Genomic DNA, 20,244 nt, shown 5'->3' with positions numbered 1-20,244 from the left:
CGTGGAAGGGCTCACGTTGAACTTGCTTTTGGCTTCCGCCGGGGTGGCCTTCGTCCATGTGCTGGCGGGGCCCGACCACACCGTTCCCTTTGTCATGCTGGCCCGGGCCCAGCGCTGGAGCGGGGTGAAGACCTTTTGGGTGACGCTTTTTTGCGGCGTGGGGCATGTGTTTTCCTCGCTGCTTCTGGGGCTTCTGGGGCTCGCGCTGGGCGCGGGGCTGGCCCATGTGACGGCTCTGGAGGAAGTGCGCGGCAGCGTGGCAGCCTGGGGTCTGGTGGCCTTTGGCCTGGCCTACGCGGTTTGGGGCACGAGGAGGGCTCTGGTGCATCACCATCGCCTGGCCTTGCATGCCCACGACCACCACGTGCACATCCACCCCCGGGGGACCGATCCCCACCAGCACCAAAACGGCCATAGTTCGCCTTTGACCTTCTGGTCGCTCTTCTTGATCTTTGCCTTTGGCCCCTGTGAGCCGCTCATCCCGCTTTTCATGGTGCCGGCCAGCCGCGGCCGGTGGGACGTGGCCGCTGCCGCCGGCGCCGTGTTTTCGCTGGTGACGCTGGTGACCATGGTGACTGCGGTGCTGCTGCTCCGGGCCGGTGTGGAGCGCCTGCCCCTGGCCGGCCTGGAGCGCTGGTCCCACGCCCTGGCCGGCTCGGTGATTGCCCTTTCCGGCCTGGCGGTGCTGTTTTTAGGCTTGTAACGGAAAGCTCTGCCGGTTTTCTTTACGCAGGCTGGGCCTGCTGTTTCCTTTCCCGGTGGATGAGCACCAAATTGCGGATGTAAACCACCAGGCCGGCGGCCTGGCCCACGGTGAAAACCGGGTCGTGGCGAAGGACGGCGTAAATCAAAAGCACCGCCCCGCCGGCCACGGAAAAGTACCAAAAGGCCATGGGGATGACGCTCTTGCCTTTGGCTTCGGAAACCAGCCACTGGACGATGAAGCGGGCGGAAAACAGGGCCTGGCCCAGAAAGCCAAAGGCCATGAGCCAAAAGGGCGGCACGTTCATCCTTTGATCCTCCAGGAAATAGCCCGATCCTGCAGCCAGCGAACCCCGAGAGCGTCCCGCAGGCCGCGGAAGGCGCGGTCCCAAGTCCCGTAGTGCGACCTGCCCGCGTGACGGGGACGGTGGCGGACCGGGACCTGCGTTACCGTGAACCCCTCAAGCTTCAAAAGCGTGGGCAAAAAGCGGTGGGCGCCGTTCCACATGCGCACCTTCTTGATGGCTTCGGCGCGAAAAACCTTTAAGGGGCAGCCGGTGTCTTTGATGTTTTCGCGGGTAAGCCAGTTGCGGACAGCGTTGGCAAAGCGTGAGGAAAAGCGCTTCCAGGCAGAATCGTGCCGCACCTGACGGATGCCTACCACGGCGTCGTACTGGGAAAGGAGCGGCAGCAGGGCCGGGATGTCCTGGGGATCGTTTTGCAGATCCGCGTCCAGGGTGATGATGACCTCCCCCCGGGCGTGGGCAAAACCGGCGGCCAGCGCCGCCGATTGCCCGCAGTTTTTCTCAAAGTGCAAGACCAGCAGGCGGGGTTCCTCCGCAGCTAGTTGGTCCAAAAGCTCGGAAGAGCCATCGGTGGAGCCGTCGTCCACCAGAAGAAGCTCAAACGGCTTTCCCAGGCTTTCCATCACCGGCAACACCGCTTCCACCAGCGGCTTTACGTTTTCGCGCTCGTTGTGCACCGGAACCACCACCGAATAGGCCAGCTCGCTCACGGCGGGATTGTAGCTTACGGGCGTTTTTTGCCGGGAAAAGCTTCGGGGTGGCGTAGAATGACGGCATGCGTGTGCTTTTGGTTCACAGTACCGATCGCCCCTTCGAGGTGGAGCGCTTTGGCTCGGCGTGGCAGGCCGCGGGGGGCCTTAAGGAAGAGCTGGTGCCGGTGACGCCGGCCAACTACCGGGCGGTTTTGCGTGCCACCCCGGAGTTTCACGGGGTGCTCACCACCGGCGGCCCGGATGTAAGCCCAGCTCGCTACGGACAAGCCCCTCACCCCACCACCGAACCCCAGCCGGAGCGGGAGGAGCTGGATTTTTTCCTGCTTTCCCGGGCGCGGGCGGAAAACCTGCCGGTTTTGGCGGTCTGTTTCGGCTGCCAGGCGCTCAACGTGTTTTACGGCGGCACCCTCATCCAGCACCTGCCCGAGGTGGGCAAGGAGGGGCATCGGGTTTCCAATCCCAAGGACTTCATTGCCCACGTGGTGCGGGTTTCTCCACGTTCACGGCTTTTGGCGGGGTTCCCCCAGGAGTTTGGGGTGAACTCCCGGCATCACCAGGCTTTGGACTCGGTGGGCGAGGGCTTGACGGTGGCGGCCTACGCTCCCGATGGGGTCATCGAGGCGGTGGAGGCCGCAGATGGCAGCTTCGTTCTCGGGGTGCAGTGGCACCCGGAAAACCTGCTCTTTGAACCGCACCTGGAGCTTTTCCGCCGCTTTCGCAACGCGTGCCGGGAGCGGGAGGGCTCATGAGGGGGAGAGCCTGGCTTTTGCCGCTGGCTTTGAGCTTGACTCTGGCCGCCTGCGAGACCGATAAGCCCACGCCGGAGGAGCGGGAGGCCATCACCTCGCTGACCCGCGCGTTTCTCCTGTCGTTGGCCAGGTCCTACAGCGAGATGGACGTCAAGTACCTTGAGCCGCTGGCAGCGCCTCGCTATGTGAACGAAACCTACGATGCCATCATGACCCTGCGGGCCAACGGCGATCGCCTGGAGCCGGTGCTTGTCAACCTCGAGATCACCGACCTCAAGGTGCTTCGCCACGCCAACGCTTACGTCTTTTGCACCGAGACCTGGGACACGCGGCGGCTGGATGTGGCCTCCGGCCAACTGAAAGGGCACGACCCCCACTCGGTGTTGCACAGCGTCATCCAAATGAAGCTCGTGGAAAAACGCTGGGTGGTGCTCTACCGGGAGGTGGAGGAAACCGCCACCGGCCCGCGCTTTTTGGTGCGCACGCCGAAAGCGCAGAAGCCATGATCCCCACGGTGGCACTGGTGGGCCGGCCCAACGTGGGCAAGTCCACGCTGTTCAACCGCCTCACGGGACGGCGTAAGGCGCTAACCCACGATTTGCCCGGGGTGACCAGGGATCGGGTGGTGGCCGAGGCCCGGCGGCCCAGCGGGGGCTGGCTGTGGCTGGTGGATACCGGCGGGTTCGATCCGGAATCGCAAGCCACCATTCCCGCCATGGTGCGGGAGCAAGCCCTTTTGGCGGTGGAGCAAGCCCAGGTGATCCTGCTGGTGGTGGATGGGGTGGAGGGGCTGGTGCCTGCCGACCAGGAGCTGGCCGAGGTGCTGCGGCGCTCGGGAAAACCCACGCTGGTGGTGGTGAACAAGGCGGATCGCCGCGACGCCCGCTTTGCGGTGAGCGACTTTCTCTCGCTGGGTTTTCCTGCGGTGGCCGTTTCCGCGGAGCATGGAAGCGGCGTGGAAGAGCTTTGGGAGCAACTGGAAGCCCTGCTCCCCCCTCCGGAGCCGGTGGAGGTGTCACCGCCTGAATTGGCGGTGGCCATCGTGGGGCGCCCCAACGTGGGCAAGTCCTCGCTCTTAAACCGAATTTTGGGCGAAGAGCGGGTGTTGGTTTCGGAAATCCCCGGCACCACCCGCGATGCGGTGGATACCCCCGTGACCTTTCAGGGCAAGCGTTTGTTGCTGGTGGATACCGCCGGCATTCGCCGCAAAGGGCGCACCGAGCGAGGGGTGGAGGTGCTTTCGGTGGTGATGGCCCGCAAGGCCATCGAGCGGGCGCAGGTTTGCCTCTTGGTGGTGGACGGCAGCGAAGGGGTCACCGCCCAGGACGCGCACGTGGCGGGCTTGATCCAGGAGGCGGGCAAGGGCGTGGTGGTGGTGGTGAACAAAGCCGACACCCTCACCCGAGAAGGCAAAAAGCACCTTTTGGAGGACGTGGAGTTCAAGCTCAAGTTCCTCAAGGACACCCCTTGCCTCTTTGTCTCCGCCCTCACCGGTGCGGGTGTGGGCAAGCTCCTGCCGCAAGCTTTAAAGGTGGGGGAAAACTTCCAGCGCCGCATCGGCACCGGTGAGCTCAACCGGGTGCTACGGGCCGCCTGGGAAAGCCACCCGCCCCCGGGGGGAAAGGGCCCGGCCAAGCTGTACTACGCCACCCAGGTGGGAACCGCCCCACCGCGCTTTAAGCTTTTTACCAACCTCAAAGGGGAGCTGCACTTTTCCTACCTGCGTTTTTTGGAAAACGCCCTGCGCCAGGCGTTCCCCTTGGCCGGGGTGCCGGTTCGGTTTATGATTGTGGGGAAGCCGTAGGAGCGGCCCATGGTGCAATTTCGACCCACCGCCCGGGAAATCGTGGCCAAGATCGTGTACTACGGCCCCCCCCTGGGCGGAAAAACCACCAACCTCAGGATGCTCCATTCGGGGTATCCCGAAGAGGTGCGGGGCAACCTCATCGAGTTGCCGGCGGGGAACGACCGCACGATTTTCTTCGATTACCTGCCGCTGACCTTTCGCAAGCTGCGCGGCATGGACCTCCGCATCCAGCTTTACACCGTGCCCGGCCAGGTGCGGTTTGACTACACCCGCCAGCAGGTGCTGAGAGGCGTGGACGGCGTGGTGTTCGTGGCTGACTCCCAGCGGGAAGCCATGCAGGCCAACCGCGATTCCTGGGCCAACTTGAAGAAAAACCTGGCGCTGCAGGGGCTCTTCCTGGATCGCCTGCCGCACGTTTTGCAGTACAACAAGCGGGACCTGGAAGACATCGTTTCTGTGGAAGAGCTTGACCAGGCCCTTAACGAGTTCAACGCTCCTTTTTTTGAAGCCATTGCCATCCAGGGCATCGGGGTGGAGGAAACCCTCCAGGCCATTGTCAAGCTGGTGGTGCGGTCGCTGCGGGATCGCTTCAACCTGGGGGTGGAGGGTCAGCCGGGTCTGCAGGCGGTGCCGCCTCCGAAGACCGAAGAGCTGGTGACCCGGCCGGTGGCCGTGGCCCCCCAGCCCCTGCCGCGCCAGGAGCCCGTACTACCGGAGCCCTTGCCGCCACCGGAAATCACCCCTCCCACTTTGCCCTTCGTGCCCACCGCCGAACCGGAAGCGGTGGTGCTGGAAATGCCGCCACCCTCCCCTGTGGCTGCCCAAGGGCCCACGGTGGCCAACCCCGATTCCGCTGTCGAGGTGTTTGCCGCCGAACCTCCAACCCCGAAAACCTTGCCACCGGAACCGGAGTTTGTTCTTCCGGAAGCCGGCGAACCGCTGTCGCTGGGCCCGCTGCCGGGCGTGGGGGAAGAACCGCCAATGGAAATCGAGCTTCCTCCCCTGGCTGAATCCCCTCCAGCAGCACCCTGGGAAGAGCCCGCAGAGCTGCCCCCCGCGGAGGCCGGTCTGGCGCTGGATGCACCGCCCTTTGGGGCGGAGCCCCAGGAAGAGGTGGCCCTTCCGGGTGAGCCCGCAGTCCAGCTCCCCAGTGCGGAGGCTTCCACAAGCCCGAACGAAGAGCCTTTTGCCCCGGAGTTGCCAGAGAGCGAGCCGCTAGCACCGCCGGCTTTCGAGGAAGCGCCGGTGCTGGAGGCAGCGGAAAGGGGCGAAGCGGGTTTTGCGCCAGAAAGCAGCGTTTTTGCAGCCGAACCGCAGGAACCGCTTGCTCCCATTGCCGATCTTGCCGGCGACCCGTTCGTGGTGGAGGAGCTTCCGGCGGCCAGCGCCAGCGACGACGTGTTTGCCCTTGTCCCGCGGCCACCGGTGGAGGTCATGCCGGAAACCGCCGCCATCGAGCGGGTGATCCCCCGGGCGGTGGCCAGGCACGGCGAGCTGCGGGAGCTGGAGGTGGAGGTGCCGGTGCCGGCCACCTGGGTGGGGGGCCGGCGGGTGACGCTGCAGCTCCGCCTCACGTTAGTGCCGGAGGAGGAAAACCATGAGCCCTGATCCGGTCACCATCCCCGACAAGGAGGAGTTCAAGATCAACGAGGTGTGCGAGATCACGGGGGTGAAGCCGTTCGTGCTGCGCTACTGGGAGCAGGAGTTTCCGGAGCTGGCGCCGGCCAAGCAGCCGGGCGGGCAGAGGGTTTACCGCCGGGAAGACGTGGAGCTCGTGCTGCGGATCAAGCAACTCCTCTACGAGGAGCAATTTACCGTTGCGGGCGCAAAAAAGAGGCTGGCTGAGGAACGACAGGCGGCGACGGCACCCCCGGCGAAACTTGACAAAACCACCTCCGACCAAGTACAAAAGCTCCGCCAGGCGCTTGCGAACGTAAAGCGAGAGCTGGCGGAAATCGTCGAGGAGCTGTCATCGTAGGTCGGGACGTGGCGCAGCCTGGTAGCGCACTTGAATGGGGTTCAAGGGGTCCCGGGTTCAAATCCCGGCGTCCCGACCATCTTTCCCGCAGGTCTTGGGCTTTTCCTCTCGTGATGGGCTGCTAACCACTCGGCTTTTTTTTCTGCCGGTGAAGGGTCCCACCTTGAGGCTGAAGGCGCCCCGCCAGTAGCGAGCCAATGACGAGTCCAGCGTGCTAAACTCCGCCTTCGGTGCCCGCGCACGCGGGACGGGCGAGGTGGCTTTGGAACTGCAAGCGGTCATTTTGAACCTGCTGCGCTTTTGGGGGGAGCAGGGGTGCCTGGTGCAGCAGCCCTACGACATGGAGGTGGGTGCCGGCACCATGCATCCGGAAACCTTCCTGCGGGTTTTGGGTCCTGAGCCCTACCGGGTGGCCTACGTGCAGCCCTCACGGCGGCCGGCCGACGCGCGCTTTGGCGAAAACCCCTTCCGCTTGGGCAAGCACCTGCAGCTGCAGGTGATCCTGAAGCCTTCCCCCGCCGACGTTCAGGAGCTTTACCTGCGCTCCCTCCAGGTGCTGGGGATTGACCCGGCGGTGCACGACGTGCGGTTTGAAGAGGACAACTGGGAGTCTCCCACCCTGGGGGCCTGGGGCGTGGGCTGGCAGGTGCTTCTGGACGGCATGGAAATAACGCAGTTCACCTATTTCCAGCAGGCCGGAGGTTTGGACCTCAAGCCCATTTCTGCGGAAATCACCTACGGTTTGGAACGCATTGCCATGTTCTTGCAGCGGAAAACCTCCATTTACGAGGTGGAGTGGGTTTCCGGGGTGCCTTACGGCGCGGTTCGCCACCGGGACGAGGTGGAGCTTTCCCGCTACGCCTTCCAGCAGGCGGACGTGAGCATGCTCCGGCGCCACTTCGAGGACTGGGAGCGGGAGGGCTTTCGCTGCCTGGAGGGCGACGACCCCTTGGTTATCCCGGCTTTGGAAGCAGCCCTCAAGATGTCGCACCTCTTCAACCTCCTGGACGCCCGGGGTGCGGTTTCCACCACCGAGCGCGTGGCGATGATTGCCCGGGTGCGCAAGCTGGCGGTAGCCACCGCAAAAGCGTACGTAGAGCAGCGAAAAAGGGCAGGCTTTCCCTTGCTTTCCGGGGGTGCAGCGTGAGCGGGAAGTTCCTGTTTGAGCTTTTGTGCGAGGAAATCCCCGCCAACGCCTTGCCGGAAGCGCGGGAGCAGCTGGTTGCCGGGTTGGCCGCCAAGCTCGATGAAGCCGGCGTTACTGCGTCCCGGCCTTTGGGCTTTTCCACCTCCCGGCGGCTGGCCCTCTGGGTGGAGGGGTTGCCCGCGGAAACACCGGCGCGGGTGGAGGAGGTTTTCGGGCCGCCGGCCTCCGTGGCCTTTGCCCCCGATGGATCGCTCACCCGGGCGGGGGAGGGTTTTGCCCGGGCCCAGGGCGTTGCTCCTTCCGAGCTGCAGGTGGTGGAGGGGCCCAAGGGCAAGGTGGTGGCTGCCAAAAAACACGTTCCGGGGCGGGCCCTTCCCGAGCTTCTCGCCGAGATCGTGCCGGCGGTGGTTTCCAGCCTGCACTTCCCCAAGACCATGCGCTGGGGGGAAGGGCAGTACGTCTTTGTGCGGCCGGTGCACCGCGTGGTGGCGCTTTGGGGCCTTGATTCCTTGGACCAGGTGGTGGGCTTTTCCATCTTTGGTGTGCCCAGCGGCGCGGCCACCCTGGGGCACAGGGTCACGCACCCGGGGGAGGTGCTGCTTTCCGGGGTGCGAGACCTGGAGGGCTACCTCCAGCGCTTGCGCCAGGCCGGTGTGGAGCTGGACCCCTCCCGGCGGCGGGCGCTTTTCCGGCAAAAGGCGGGGGAGCTGGCTTCGGAAGTGGGTTGCCAGGTGCGGCCGGACCCGGCTCTGGAAGAGGAGCACGTGGAGCTGGTGGAGTTCCCGGGTCTGGTGCGCGGGGAGCTGGATTCCGCTTGGCTTTCCCTGCCGGAAGAGGTGATCGTCACTACCCTGCGCCATCACCAGAAGTGCTTGGTGCTGGAGAAGGACGGCAGGGTGGCGCCGTACTTTTTGGCGGTGTGCGATCGCCCCGATGATCCCCAGGGGCACGTGCGGCAGGGCAACGAGTGGGTGGCGGGGGCACGGCTTTCCGATGCCCACTTCTTCTTCCACCAGGATTTGCAAAACCCTTTGGAGGCCATGGCGGAAAAGCTCACCCGTGTGGCTTTCCACGCCAAGTTGGGAAGCTACGCCGACAAAGCCAAACGGGTGGAAGCGCTGGTGGTGCAGCTGGCCGAAGCTTTGGGCTTTGCCGAGCTGCGTGGCCCCCTGCAAACCGCGGCCCGCCTGGCCAAGGCCGACCTGGCAAGCCACATGGTGGGGGAATTCCCCGAGCTGCAGGGAGTCATGGGCGGCATTTACGCCCAAAAGCAGGGTCACGCTCCGGAAGTTTGGCAGGCCATTGCCGAGCAGTACCTGCCGGCAGGGCAAGAGGGGGCCATCCCCAAAAGCCTCACCGGCGCTCTTTTGGGCGTGGCGGACCGCCTGGACACCTTGGCGGCGCTTTTTTCCGTAGGGGAGATCCCCACCGGCAGCAAGGACCCCTTTGCCTTACGCCGGCACGCCCTGAGCGTGGTGCGGATTTGCGGGGAGTTTCCTTTAAGCCTTTCGCTGCCCGAGGCAGCTTCCTGGGCGGCGGCACCCTTCGGCGGGGCCGGTGTTACGGAGCTTGCGGGCTTTTTGCGGGAAAGGGAGCGGTTTTTCCTGGAATCAAAAGGGCTCCCCGGCCCGGTGGCAGATGCCGTGCTTTCCGCCCGCTGGGGGATGCCGGCGGACGAGCTGGCCTTGGGCCAGGCTTTGGCTTCCCTCTGGCAAACCCCGCAGTTTGTGCAGCTGGCCACGGCGTTTAAGCGGGTGCGCAACATGGTGGGCAAGGAAGGGGAAGGCACCTGGGCGCCGGAAAGGCTATTAGAAGACGCGGAAAAGGCTTTAGCCAACCAGGTGGCCGGTATGGAGGAGGAGCTGGGCCGGCTTGCCACTGCCAAGGCGTGGGGCCAGGCGCTGGCCCTTTTGGCGGGCCTGGCAGAGCCGCTGGATCGGTTTTTCACCGACGTTTTGGTGATGTGCCCGGATGTGGAGCTGCGGCAAGCGAGGTTGGGGCTTTTGGCAAAGATACAACGGCTGTTCCTGCAGCTTGCCGATGTTTCCAAACTGCAGGTAGCAAGCTAAGGAGGGTTTGGCCATGCAAAAGATGGTGTACCTGTTTGGGGGTGGCAGCGCCGAAGGCAACGCCAAGATGAAGGAGCTTTTGGGCGGCAAGGGTGCCAACCTGGCGGAAATGGCCGGCATTGGTTTGCCGGTGCCGCCGGGCTTCACCATTACCACCGAGGTTTGCACCCACGTGATGAAGTTTGGCTCCTACCCCGAAGGCCTCAAGGAGCAGGTGGCCCAGGGGCTGGCCCACATTGAGCGCTTGACCGGCAAAAAGTTCGGCGATGCGCAAAACCCGCTTTTGGTTTCGGTGCGCTCGGGGGCCCGGGCGTCCATGCCCGGCATGATGGACACCATCCTCAACCTGGGGCTCAACGACCAAACGGTGCAGGGCCTCATTGCCCAAACCGGCAACCCCCGTTTTGCCTACGACTGCTACCGCCGGTTTGTGGCCATGTACGGGGACGTGGTGTTGGGGTGCAAGCCCCAGGGCAAGGACGAAATTGACCCCTTTGAGGCTGTCCTGGAGGAGGTCAAGCACAAAAAGGGCGTGCGCTACGACACCGAGCTCACCGCCGAGGACCTCAAGGAGCTGGTGGTGCGCTTCAAAGAGGTGGTGCTCAAGCGCACCGGCAAGACCTTCCCCGAGTCGCCGGAAGAGCAGCTCTGGGGCGCCATTGCTGCGGTTTTCAACTCCTGGAACAACGAGCGGGCCATTGCCTACCGCAAGCTCAACAACATCCCCGATGACTGGGGCACGGCGGTGAACGTGCAGGCCATGGTGTACGGCAACATGGGGGAGGATTCCGGCACGGGGGTGGCCTTTACCCGCGATCCGGCCACCGGCGAAAACGTCTTTTACGGCGAGTTTTTGGTGAACGCCCAGGGGGAGGACGTGGTGGCCGGGGTGCGGACGCCGCGGCCGGTGAAGGAGCTGGCCCAGGTGTTCCCCGAGGTGTACCAGCAGCTTCTGGAAGTGCGGCGCACCCTGGAAACCCACCTCAAGGACATGCAGGACTTCGAGTTCACCGTGGAGCGCGGCAAGCTCTACATGCTGCAAACCCGCAACGGCAAGCGCACCGGGCTTGCTGCCATCCGCATTGCCGTGGACATGGTGGAGGAAGGGCTCATTACCCCGGAGGAGGCCTTAAAGCGCGTGGAGCCGGAGCAGCTCAACCAGCTCCTGCGGCCCATCTTTGACCCCCAGGCCCTGCGCCAGGCCCGGGAGGAAAAGCGGGTGGTGGCCAAGGGCCTCCCCGCCGGTCCCGGCGCGGCTTCCGGGCGGGTGGTGTTTAACGCTCCTGACGCTGAGGAGTGGGCTGCCCGCGGCGAGAAGGTGCTTTTGGTGCGCATTGAAACCAGCCCCGAGGACATCAAGGGCATGAACGCCGCGGTGGGCATCCTCACGGCCCGGGGCGGCATGACCTCCCATGCGGCCCTGGTGGCCCGCCAGATGGGCAAAACCTGCGTGGTGGGGTGCGAAGCCCTGAAGGTGGACTACAAGGCCCGCACCGTTACCGTGGACTCCACCGTCATCCGCGAAGGCGATTGGGTTTCCATTGACGGCTTTACCGGCGAAGTGATCCTGGGCAAGCTGGAAACCAGGCCCTCGGAAGTGGTGCAGGTTCTCATCGAAAAGAGCCTGGCGCCGGAAAAATCCAGCTCCTACCACTACTTCTCCCGGCTCATGGAGTGGGCGGACAAGGTTCGCCGGCTGCGGGTGAGGGCCAACGCCGATCAGCCCGATCAAGCCGCCAACGCCGTGGCCTTTGGTGCCGAGGGCATCGGTCTTTGCCGCACCGAGCACATGTTCTTTGGCGGCGACCGCATCACCGCCATGCGGGAAATGATCCTGGCTTCCACCCCGGAGGAGCGGCAGAAGGCCTTGGACAAGCTCCTGCCCATGCAGCGGGAGGACTTTGTGGGCATCTTCCGGGTCATGGGTGAGCGCCCGGTGACGATCCGCACCCTGGATCCGCCGCTGCACGAGTTCTTACCCCACACCGAAGCCGAACAGAGAGAAGTGGCGGAAGCCATGGGGGTGCCGGTGGAAGCCATCCGCGCCAAGGTGGCGGAGCTGCACGAGGCCAACCCCATGCTGGGCCACCGGGGCTGCCGGTTGGGCATCGTGTACCCCGAGATCACCCGCATGCAGGCCCGCGCTATCCTGGAAGCGGCATGCCAGGTGAAGAAGGAAGGGATTGACGTGCACCCGGAAATCATGATCCCCCTGGTGGGCAACGTCCGTGAGCTCACCGACCAGGCCCGCCACGTGCGGGAGGTGGCGGAGCAGGTGTTTGCCGAGCAAGGTGTGCGGGTGGACTATCTGGTGGGCACCATGATCGAGGTGCCCCGGGCTGCCCTCACCGCCGGGGAAATTGCCCGCGAGGCGGAGTTCTTCTCGTTTGGCACCAACGACCTTACCCAGACCACCCTGGGGGTTTCCCGGGATGACGCCGGCAAGTTCCTGCCGGTGTACCTGGAACGGGAAATTTGGCCGGCCGACCCCTTTGCCACCCTGGACGTGGAGGGCGTGGGGCGGCTGGTGGAAATGGGGACCCAACGGGGGCGGGCCACCCGCGCCAACCTCAAGGTGGGCATTTGCGGTGAGCACGGCGGTGACCCGGCCTCGGTGGCCTTCTGCCACCGGGTGGGGCTGGATTACGTGTCCTGCTCGCCGTTCCGCATCCCGGTGGCGCGCCTGGCGGCAGCCCGCGCGGCCCTGGGGCTTGAGCGAGGCTAGCCATGTCTCGCTTTGCGGTCATTGGCCTTGGCCGTTTTGGTGCCACGCTGGCCAGCCGTCTTTACGAGCTCGGGCACGAAGTCCTGGGGGTGGACTCCAGCGAGGAGCTGGTGCAGGCGTTTCGGGACCGCATGAGCGAGGTGGCGGTGGTGGACGCCCGGGACAAGGCGCAACTGCGCGCCCTGGGGCTCAAGGACTTCGACACCGTCATCATTTCCGTGGGTGAGCACCTGGAGGCTTCCACCCTGGCGGCGCTGTACTGCAAGGAGCTGGGGGTGAGGGTGATTGCCCGGGCGGTGAACGAGGACCACGGCAAGATCCTGGAGGCCCTGGGGGTGGACGAGGTCATTTACCCCGAACGGGACATGGCCCTGCGCTTGGCGGAAAGGCTATCCTCCAAGAACCTTCTGGACTTCGTTTCCCTGGGCCCGGAGTTTTCCATTGTGGAGGTGGCGGCGCCCGCCAGCTTCATCGGCAGGTCTTTAGCCGAGCTGGACATCCGCCGGAGGTTCGGGGTGCACGTCATTGCCGTCCGCGACGTGCTCACCGAAAACGTCACGCCGGCCCCCCCTCCTGACGCCAAAATCCGGGACTCTGACGTGCTGGTGGTGCTGGGGGGGCGGGAGGAGCTGGAGCGCTTCCAGCGGGTGAAGTAGCCGCCGGGAAAAAACCTCAGCGAATTTCGCCCACCCAGGCGGGCTGCAGGTTGTTGCCGTCCCGGGTGAGCGGCTGGGCGTGGCCCTGGGCATCGGTGATGTAAATCTGCTTGCGCCCGCTGCGGTCGGAGGTAAACGCCAGAAGCGTGCCATCGGGGGAAAAGCAGGGCGATTCGTTGTTCCCCGGCCCCGGAATCACCGTGCGTTGGCCGGTGCGCAGGTCAAACACCGCAATTTGGAAGCGGTTGTCCACCTTGGTGGTGTAAGCAATGCGCACCCCGTCCGGCGCCCAGCTGGGCTCGTCGGCAAAGCTGTCCTCGAAGGTGAGGCGCCGCACGTTGGTGCCTTCGGCGTCCATGAGGTAAAGCTGGGGGCTTCCCGCCCGCGTGGAGGTAAAAACGATTTGCCGGCCGTTGGGGGAGAACGCCGGCTGGGTGTCAATGGCGCGGGTGGTGGTCAGACGCACGGTTTCGCCGCTGGCCAGGTCCAAAACGTAGAGGTTGGTGAAACCGCCGTCACCGGCGGCAAAAACCACCTTGCTGCCGTCCGGGGAAAAGTTGGGGGAGGAGTTCACCCCGGGAAGGCCCGGCAGCGGCTTGAGGTAGCCTTCGGTGGGGCGCAGCAGGAAGAGCTGCGGCTGGCCGCGCAGGAAGCTGGTAAACACCAGCCACTGCCCGTCGGGGGACCACGCCGGGGCGGAGGCAATGGAGCGGTGCTGGGTGAGCTGCTCCTGCTCGCTGCCGTCCCAGCGCATGATCCACAGCTCCTTGGCACCGGTGCGATCGGAAACAAATGCAATGCGCGACAAAAACGGCCCACTCTTGCCGGTGAAGAGGTGAAAGAGCTCGTTGGCCACCGTGTGGGCCAGGGTGGGGAGGGCTTTGCGGGTGGCCGCAAAGCGGCGGGAAAACGCCACCTCTCCCGAGGCCAAATCGGTAAGCCGCACGTCGCATGCCACCTGGCTGCCGGAGGTGGCGAAGCTGCCGGAAAGCAAAAACTGCGCCCCCACCGAGCGCCAGCGCTGGCGGGTGACCTCCGGGCGAGCCGGGTCCACCTCCACCAACGCCGCCCGTTCCTCGGGGAGGAGCGTCATTACCGGGGTGGAGGAAAGGTCCTTGGCGAGGGTTTGCCAGAAGGAGGCGTAGGCTTCGCCGGCGCCGTCGCCACTTAAAGCAAAAGGCGTGGCAGCAATGACCACCTGGCTTACGCCGGCACGGGTGACCTGCAGGTACACCTCTTCCTGGGCTAGGGCAATGACGGGGAGCGTCCCCAACGCCAACGCCAGAACAATCACTGCGGGTTTTTGGGTCATTCCACAAACTCCAAATGCAAGATGAGCTCGCTGCCACCGAACCCCTGCGGCAGCGGCGGGAACGGGGCAGCGGCGTATACCGCCCGCAGGGCGGCGCGGTCGAAGGCGCCTACCCCGGAGGGCTCCTCCAGCCCGGCTTCCTTGAGCTCTCCCGATCGGCCAATGCGGCAGCGCACCCGGCAGCGGGTGCCGGGTGGGGCCGGCGGCTTAAACCAGTTTTGCTCGATGGCCCCCAGAACCCGCTCCAGGTAGTACTGGTACGGGAACGGAGGCCCCTCCCCTTCGCTTTCGGCAAGCCCCAGGCCGGAAGCAGCACCCGCAGTGGCCGCTGAGGCAGCAGTTCCGCTGCCTCCGGCCGCGCTTTCCACCGCCGCAGGCCTTTGGTCAGCTTTTTTGCCAACCGTGGCCTTGGTGGCCGCCGCGACCTTGGCCGGTGGCGTGGTTTTTGCTGGCTTGGCCGGTGGTGCCGTTTTAGCCGCAGGCATCAGAGGTTCGGCTTTTGGTTCCCCACCTGCGGGGGCGGCGGCAGGCCCGGGAACGCTCACCATGGGGGCCAAGTGCACCTTCACCGCCGGCAGGCTCAGCGCCTTGCGGGACGGCCGCGAAGCTACCAGCAGCGCGGCAAAGGCCAAGAAATGCAGGCCCACCGCCACCACAAGGGCCCCCCGCCAGGGGATCGGCTCCGCGGCCCGCCGGGCAAGCTCCTCGCTCACGGGATCGGTCATGGCTTCTCCGGCGGCACGGTCACCATCCCCACCTCCTCCACGCCCATGCGGTTTAAGGCAGCCAGCACCTGCACCACAAAGCCGTAGGGGAGGTTTTGATCGGCCTTGAGGTACACCGGCCGCGGCTGGCCTTTCATAAGCGGGGCCAGCGTCTGCGGCAAAAGCGACGGGTGCACCGGCCGATCGTCCACGATCACCAGCCGATCTTTAGTGAGCGTCAGCACCAGAGGCTCAGGACCCTTTTGGGGGAGCGGTGCCGCTTGTTCCCTAGGCAGCTCCACGGAAAGCCCCTGCACGAGCATGGGGGTGGTGACCATGAAGATGATCAAAAGCACCAGCATCACGTCCACCAGCGGCGTGATGTTGATTTCGGCGATGCTGTCAAACTCCGCGTGGGTTCGGAAGGCCATGGTCTTTTCCCTAGGTAAACGTTCGTTCGGTGAGGTTTAGAAACTCCAGAAGGAAGTCCTCCATCACCCCCCGGTGGCGGCGGAGGCTTCCCAGAAAAGCGTTATAAGCAATGACCGCGGGGATGGCAGCGGCCAGGCCGGCCGCTGTGTTCACCAGCGCTTCGGCAATGCCGGGGGCGACCGTCACAATGGAGGTGGAGCCCTTGGCGGCGATGTCCCGGAAGGCGGTCATGATCCCCCATACGGTACCAAAAAGCCCGATGAACGGCGTGGCCGAAGCGGTGGTGGCTAAAAACGGCAAAAAGCGGTGCAGCTTGGCGGACTCCACGCCAATGGCCCGCTGCAACGCCCGCTCCACCGCGGCCAGACTCTTGATTTGCCCTGGAGGAGCCCCGGCCCGCTGCAGTACCCGCACCTGCGCCTCCAGCTCCAGGTAGCCAGCCCGGAACATCCCCGCCAGCGGCGCATGGGGGGTTTTGGCAGCAGCTTGCTGCACCTCCCCCAGCCTCTGGGCCTTGCGGAACTCGCTAAGGAAAACCTGGTTTTGCCTTTCCGCACGGCGGAGCTGGCGGACCTTCAAGAGCATCAGCGTCCAGGAAACCAGGGAAAAGCCGGCAAGGATCGCCAGCACCAGCTTGGCCACCGGCCCCGTTTGCGCGAACGCCTCCCAAATCGCCTGCATGGGGGCATTGTACGGGATTTGCTAGCTTCGACTCACTCACCTACCCCTTCCCAGTAACGAAAGCGGTGAATCGCAAGCGGACCCAGAACTGGGTTTTTCCAGCCTTGCCTTCGGCGTGTCATCGGCTTCTCAAGGGGTATCCCCCTCGCGCAGCTAAAACCAGTGCGGCTCCACGGTTCCGCTCGGACGTCAGCTTGGGACGAGCTTTTCTTTTCGAAAAACTGAGCGCAGTTCTTTGCGTTTTTGAGAGGAACTCGAAGATTGCTTCCCAAAAACCGGTTCCGCACACCACTTGGGAAATCTTCCAAGAAACTGCGCTCCCGGCTAAACCATCGTTTTGACCAGAGCTATTTCCTGGGGGAAGCGTGTGTTATTGTTTAAACTGTGAAGCGGCTGAGGTGGCGTGTGTGGGGACCTCTTCCGGGCGCTCTAGACTCTCTCGAAGCGAGTTCCCCTTACGTGGAGCGCAGGGGTCGGATTGGAGGGAGCAAGATTCTCAGGATATTCGCTCACTGGATTGAGGCTCGTTGGTTTGCGAAAGCCTTTGCGTTGGCCGCTTTCTGTTTTCCCGCCCTCGCCCAATCTGTTCCCCCCTTGCCGATCCCCCCGGTCGGCAAGCTGCTTTTTCTCCCGACGGTGTGGGAATGGGCGGCTCCCGAGGGCAGCACGATTTCGACGTGTATGCTGGAAGAAGAGGTAGTTATTTGCGAGTTGTTCGGTGCTACCCATTCTCTTCGTGCCTTGAGGGTCGCCGACGGCGAGCCCGTATGGGAAATCCCGCTTCCAGAAAGGGAGGGGCCTCCCATTTCGAAACTCGAGATGGTAGGCAACGTGGGCTTGCTGAAAACCGACGCTTTACTCATGGCTTTCGACCCCCGAAATGGGAGCATTCGCTGGAGTAAGGTTCTCTCCCACGGGGAGCGGGTGGCCTCGTTGAATCCCCTTGTGCTGGTTAGCGGCCTTGTTGACGACTCCGCCCCTGGAAGGCCAGAGCTCGTCAGCTTCCTCGAAGCTTCCACCGGTGGGATTAGAGGCCAGGTGTTTGTCCCTGGCGAGGTCGATCTGTGCTTTTCGTGGTTGGACGGGATACTTGTGCATACATGGACGGTGGAAGGTGCTGAGCTTGGATTTATAGGCGGAGGCAACTGGCGATCCCGCTGGCGGGTCAGGGTACCGGGGCTGGTGCGTCTCGAGGTGCTCCCTTCAGGTGCATGGGTAAAGCGCTGTCTTAACGGCCTTGCGGATTGTGGCCACTGGTTTCCGCTCCATGTTGACGGGACGCTGGGCCCCGAGGTGGAGCTGGGCGGGGATGAATTTTTGCCGAAGTGGGCGAGCAAGGGGTTTGAGCTTTGGGAGGGTTACTATTCAAGGCAGAGGCTCTGCAAACGGTCGGGGGAGCAGGGAAAGTATGCCTGGTGCTACGAGCTTCCCCAATACTCGTTTCCCATCGCGGCGCCCCATGACAGGGGTATTGCCGTTGCGTTTTCCACAACTCAAACGGATTTCCTTTTGGTACTAGACGGCGAGGGCCGCGTGGTGGAGGGGTTTCACGGAGTCCTCGGGACATCTGCGTTTTGGCAGGTCCCGGGGGGCTGGCTTTTCCAAACGGCGAGGCGGGTTTTGCTCAAGGGCTTGCAGCCGGTCCCCCAAGCTGCGTTGCCTGAGCGCTGGCGGACGGCGTTGGAGCTGTTACGTGAAGCCAACGCTTGGCCATGCTGCGATGAGGTCAGCAAGCAACGATCCGCCCAACTAGAGGCCTCCTTGTATCGTCTTGGATCGGACATCGGTCCTCTCCTTGCCGAGCGTCTGCCGGGACTCGGCCCTGTAGCCTTGTTGGCTTCCGCAAAAGTCCTGGCGAGCTGGCGTAAGGAAAAAGCGACAGCGTACCTCCTGGAATGGATCAAAAAGGAGGTTGCACGGCCGCAAAGTCTAGTCCGGGACAGCGAGTTTTTCAGCCAACTGTTGGTTGCTTTGCAACAGCTTGGTCTTACCGATTCCATGGGCGATGTTCTCCTTAGGGTGGCCGAGCACCCAGCTGCCGACCCCTGGGTGGCGCTCACCGCCTCCGGTTGCGTCGCGTCAATAGGTAACTCGGAGCTTTTGGAACATTTGGAAACTTTGGTGGCGAAGCGATTGCGGAAATTCCCCCGGGGAAAGTGCTTCAGGCCAGAGCCGCCGCGTGTCCTGGCTCAACTCCTGGCGCCGGATCGGGAGGTGGATTCGCATTTGGTGGACGAAATTTTCCGGGTGTGCAGAGAGGGCACATGTCCGGCCCCGGGTTTCGATTCGAAGATTCTTGATCAGCGAGGAGCTCGCCGCGTTGCACACGAAGGGCAAGAATATCTCCTTTTTTTCTCCAGCTTTGCCGGGGGAGCGCATGATCTCTGGCTTACGCGGTTGCAAGGCGAAGCCCTTCAGGCTCCGCGCTTTACAGGGCTTTCGGTACCAGTTTTTGACGCTCACGAAGGTCGAGCGCGTTTTCGGGTGGAAATTACCTCGGAATCGCTAGCCATTTGCCCGCTCGAGGGTGCTGACAATTCTGGAGGCGAAACCGAACGCACGTCGGAGAACTCGGAGAGCTGGCAGGAGGCGGCCAACGGTGCGCCTTGCACGGCTGTGAGCTGGCTCGAGCTGGGCAAAGATACTGACGGTGATGGGCTGACTGACCTACTCGAGCGCCGCCTTGGCCTGAAGCCTGACGCCCGCGATTCGGACGGCGACGGGATTTACGACGGGGACGATTGGTGCGCCAACTGCAATTCCCGGGCGGCTACCGTCGAGGACGTCGCTGTCAAAGCTCTGCTCAAGGAGTTCTTCGTTTTCTTGCCGCTCAATGTACCGGCGATCGTGGTTTGGCCGCGCCACCTTGAGTTCGAGGTTCCGGGAAGCGCCGTAATCGTTTTGACCGAGAAGGAGCTTCTTGAGTTTGGGACCAGGGCAGGGCCGTTGGGCATGCCGCGGATCACTGTGCGCCAAAAAACTGGAGGAACAGGGGCCTCCAGCATGGAAAACAACTCCTTCCCTTGGCCGGAAGATCTCGTTGCAGGTGCGCGGGAGCTAGCTTTTGAACTTGTCGTCGAAACGGACACCTTTGGAACGGTCTATGGAGCAGTGGTTCGCGAAACGTCACCTGGCACATTCTGGGTGACAAAAGTTCGGGTCCTTGGGATCACCCTACGGATGGACTAGGGCCGGGTTTCTACGCGCTTTTGGACTACTTGGGCTGGGTGAGGAAATGTGGAGGGCACGGCGATGCGAACGGGACAACTGCAAGAGCAAGCCAAGGCCCGCACAGGGACACGTATTTATCTGATGGCGGGGCTGCGCTACCGCTGAGCGCGTTTGTAAGCCAGGCCGACATAAAAGTCTGCATTCGATGCCTTTCGGCCCGGAAACGTCCTTAGACAGCCTCAAGCCAGCAGCCATGCCTTGTATTGCTCCTGACCTGTCTTTGTTGCGGTGCCTGGCCAGACTTTGGCCTTCTTCTCACAGTTCAAATAAGGTGGGGGTAACGGCAAAAGAAAATCCAGGCCCGAGAGATCTTGGCTGTTTCAGGATTGTCGAGTGCGTAAAAAAGATTGGACACTCCACCCGTACACCCAATCGGCTCCTAACTCGTTTGCCTCCCGACCTGTGGGTCGTAATCGCGGGCGCCGAAGCGGAGGAGTTTGGTGTGGGCGTCGAAAATTCCGCCGGCAAAGCCGAAGGGCTGGAAGCCGGGGTTGGAATCAAAAACCACGTTGCCCCAGGCGTCGTAGTGGAGCTCTTGGGCGATTTCCCCGGAAGCCGTGTCAACCACAAACCTCGGTGAGCCTAAATGATCGTGCAAAATCCGATACGTTCTCCCTCCTTTCTCCAAAACCTCCGGCACGTTGATGTGGTCGGCGTAAATGAAGCGGGAAACCACCTGATTGCTTCCATCGAGTTCAGCCACAATGCGCAGCTGATCGTCGTAAATGAAGCCCTGCACCAACGTGCCGTTGATCTTCTTGCCGATTCTGCGGTTTCTCCCGTCAATGACGTACTCGATTTCCATGCCGTTGTCCAAAATGACATACCTTAGGTTGCCAAACACATCGTAATCGAAGTACTGACACACGCTTCCCTGGCACTTGCTGATCAGCTCCCCGTTGGCCGTGTAGGTGAAGCTCAAGTCCCCGTAGGTCAAGAGCCGGTCTTGATCATCGTACGTCCCAGTGACCACCGTGCCGTTCGGCCTCACCTCCATCACCCTGTTCCCATTCCCATCATAACTCCACTGCGT

General features: G+C 63.5%; 18 protein-coding genes and 1 tRNA gene. 12 read left to right on the top strand and 7 right to left on the bottom strand.

The features are described 5' to 3' along the window. Position 1 precedes the first annotated feature (1 nt). Entirely contained in the window at positions 2–703 is a 702-nt protein-coding gene (locus EG19_RS03425; protein ID WP_053334828.1) for an urease accessory protein UreH domain-containing protein, read from the top strand. Between the two features lie 22 nt (positions 704–725). Here EG19_RS03425 and EG19_RS03420 read toward each other — a convergent pair whose 3' ends face one another. Together EG19_RS03420 and EG19_RS03415 are read right to left on the bottom strand one after the other, a co-directional pair. After that, the gene (locus EG19_RS03420; RefSeq protein ID WP_038047536.1) at positions 726–1,010 is read right to left on the bottom strand and encodes a lipid-A-disaccharide synthase N-terminal domain-containing protein; all 285 of its coding nucleotides are present in this window, start codon (positions 1,008–1,010) and stop codon (positions 726–728) included. Beyond that, positions 1,007–1,717: a glycosyltransferase family 2 protein gene (locus EG19_RS03415; RefSeq protein WP_053334827.1), complete on the bottom strand. Its 711-nt coding sequence runs from the start codon at positions 1,715–1,717 to the stop codon at positions 1,007–1,009. Before EG19_RS03415 ends, EG19_RS03420 begins: the two co-directional genes overlap by 4 nt. A gap of 65 nt (positions 1,718–1,782) precedes the next feature. Here EG19_RS03415 and EG19_RS03410 point away from each other — a divergent pair, with 65 nt between their 5' ends. The 10 genes from EG19_RS03410 (at position 1,783) to EG19_RS03365 (ending at position 12,851) form a co-directional block, all read left to right on the top strand. Then, a complete protein-coding gene (locus EG19_RS03410; protein ID WP_053334826.1) occupies positions 1,783–2,469 on the top strand; it encodes a gamma-glutamyl-gamma-aminobutyrate hydrolase family protein in 687 nt (228 codons plus the stop codon). Continuing rightward, a complete protein-coding gene (locus EG19_RS03405) occupies positions 2,466–2,975 on the top strand; it encodes a hypothetical protein (RefSeq protein ID WP_038047535.1) in 510 nt (169 codons plus the stop codon). The genes EG19_RS03410 and EG19_RS03405 overlap by 4 nt, the downstream gene beginning before the upstream one ends. Then, positions 2,972–4,273 (top strand): ribosome biogenesis GTPase Der, encoded by a 1,302-nt coding sequence (der, locus tag EG19_RS03400; RefSeq protein ID WP_038047534.1) that lies wholly within the window; start codon positions 2,972–2,974, stop codon positions 4,271–4,273. Before EG19_RS03405 ends, der begins: the two co-directional genes overlap by 4 nt. Positions 4,274–4,282: 9 nt before the next feature. Then, positions 4,283–5,884 carry a hypothetical protein gene (locus tag EG19_RS13885; protein WP_200867108.1) on the top strand — a complete coding sequence of 534 codons (1,602 nt, stop codon included), beginning with the start codon at positions 4,283–4,285 and terminating at the stop codon, positions 5,882–5,884. Then, positions 5,874–6,254 (top strand): MerR family transcriptional regulator, encoded by a 381-nt coding sequence (locus EG19_RS03390; protein WP_038047532.1) that lies wholly within the window; start codon positions 5,874–5,876, stop codon positions 6,252–6,254. Before EG19_RS13885 ends, EG19_RS03390 begins: the two co-directional genes overlap by 11 nt. A gap of 2 nt (positions 6,255–6,256) precedes the next feature. Continuing rightward, positions 6,257–6,333, top strand: a tRNA-Pro gene (locus tag EG19_RS03385). A 183-nt stretch (positions 6,334–6,516) separates the two neighbouring features. Next, positions 6,517–7,401, top strand: a complete 885-nt coding sequence (locus tag EG19_RS03380; RefSeq protein WP_038047813.1) for a glycine--tRNA ligase subunit alpha — start codon at positions 6,517–6,519, stop codon at positions 7,399–7,401. Beyond that, positions 7,398–9,470 (top strand): glycine--tRNA ligase subunit beta, encoded by a 2,073-nt coding sequence (glyS, locus tag EG19_RS03375; RefSeq protein WP_038047530.1) that lies wholly within the window; start codon positions 7,398–7,400, stop codon positions 9,468–9,470. The genes EG19_RS03380 and glyS overlap by 4 nt, the downstream gene beginning before the upstream one ends. A 13-nt stretch (positions 9,471–9,483) precedes the next feature. Continuing rightward, positions 9,484–12,195 carry a pyruvate, phosphate dikinase gene (gene ppdK / locus EG19_RS03370; RefSeq protein ID WP_038047527.1) on the top strand — a complete coding sequence of 904 codons (2,712 nt, stop codon included), beginning with the start codon at positions 9,484–9,486 and terminating at the stop codon, positions 12,193–12,195. Between the two features lie 2 nt (positions 12,196–12,197). After that, positions 12,198–12,851 (top strand): potassium channel family protein, encoded by a 654-nt coding sequence (locus EG19_RS03365; RefSeq protein WP_038047525.1) that lies wholly within the window; start codon positions 12,198–12,200, stop codon positions 12,849–12,851. A 16-nt stretch (positions 12,852–12,867) separates the two neighbouring features. Here EG19_RS03365 and EG19_RS03360 read toward each other — a convergent pair whose 3' ends face one another. Genes EG19_RS03360 through EG19_RS03345 form a run of 4 tightly spaced genes read right to left on the bottom strand, consistent with a single transcriptional unit; the run spans position 12,868 to position 15,980 of the window. Then, entirely contained in the window at positions 12,868–14,163 is a 1,296-nt protein-coding gene (locus EG19_RS03360; RefSeq protein WP_038047522.1) for a PD40 domain-containing protein, read from the bottom strand. After that, positions 14,160–14,888: a TonB family protein gene (locus tag EG19_RS03355; protein WP_038047521.1), complete on the bottom strand. Its 729-nt coding sequence runs from the start codon at positions 14,886–14,888 to the stop codon at positions 14,160–14,162. Before EG19_RS03355 ends, EG19_RS03360 begins: the two co-directional genes overlap by 4 nt. Next, positions 14,885–15,298: an ExbD/TolR family protein gene (locus EG19_RS03350; RefSeq protein ID WP_038047519.1), complete on the bottom strand. Its 414-nt coding sequence runs from the start codon at positions 15,296–15,298 to the stop codon at positions 14,885–14,887. Before EG19_RS03350 ends, EG19_RS03355 begins: the two co-directional genes overlap by 4 nt. Positions 15,299–15,308: 10 nt before the next feature. Continuing rightward, a complete protein-coding gene (locus EG19_RS03345; protein ID WP_038047517.1) occupies positions 15,309–15,980 on the bottom strand; it encodes a MotA/TolQ/ExbB proton channel family protein in 672 nt (223 codons plus the stop codon). Positions 15,981–16,661: 681 nt separating this feature from the next. Here EG19_RS03345 and EG19_RS03340 point away from each other — a divergent pair. After that, the gene (locus tag EG19_RS03340) at positions 16,662–19,169 is read left to right on the top strand and encodes a hypothetical protein (protein WP_152543890.1); all 2,508 of its coding nucleotides are present in this window, start codon (positions 16,662–16,664) and stop codon (positions 19,167–19,169) included. Between the two features lie 421 nt (positions 19,170–19,590). Here EG19_RS03340 and EG19_RS03335 read toward each other — a convergent pair. Continuing rightward, positions 19,591–20,244, bottom strand: a 654-nt coding sequence (locus EG19_RS03335; RefSeq protein ID WP_456119744.1) for an RHS repeat domain-containing protein, incomplete at its 5' end; no start/stop codon positions are given.

It is taken from the genome of Thermoanaerobaculum aquaticum (genome assembly GCF_000687145.1).
Classification (GTDB): Bacteria; Acidobacteriota; Thermoanaerobaculia; order Thermoanaerobaculales; family Thermoanaerobaculaceae; genus Thermoanaerobaculum; species Thermoanaerobaculum aquaticum.
Note: the sequence above shows the minus strand (reverse complement) of the source record. Positions and strands in the feature narration are given on the sequence as shown.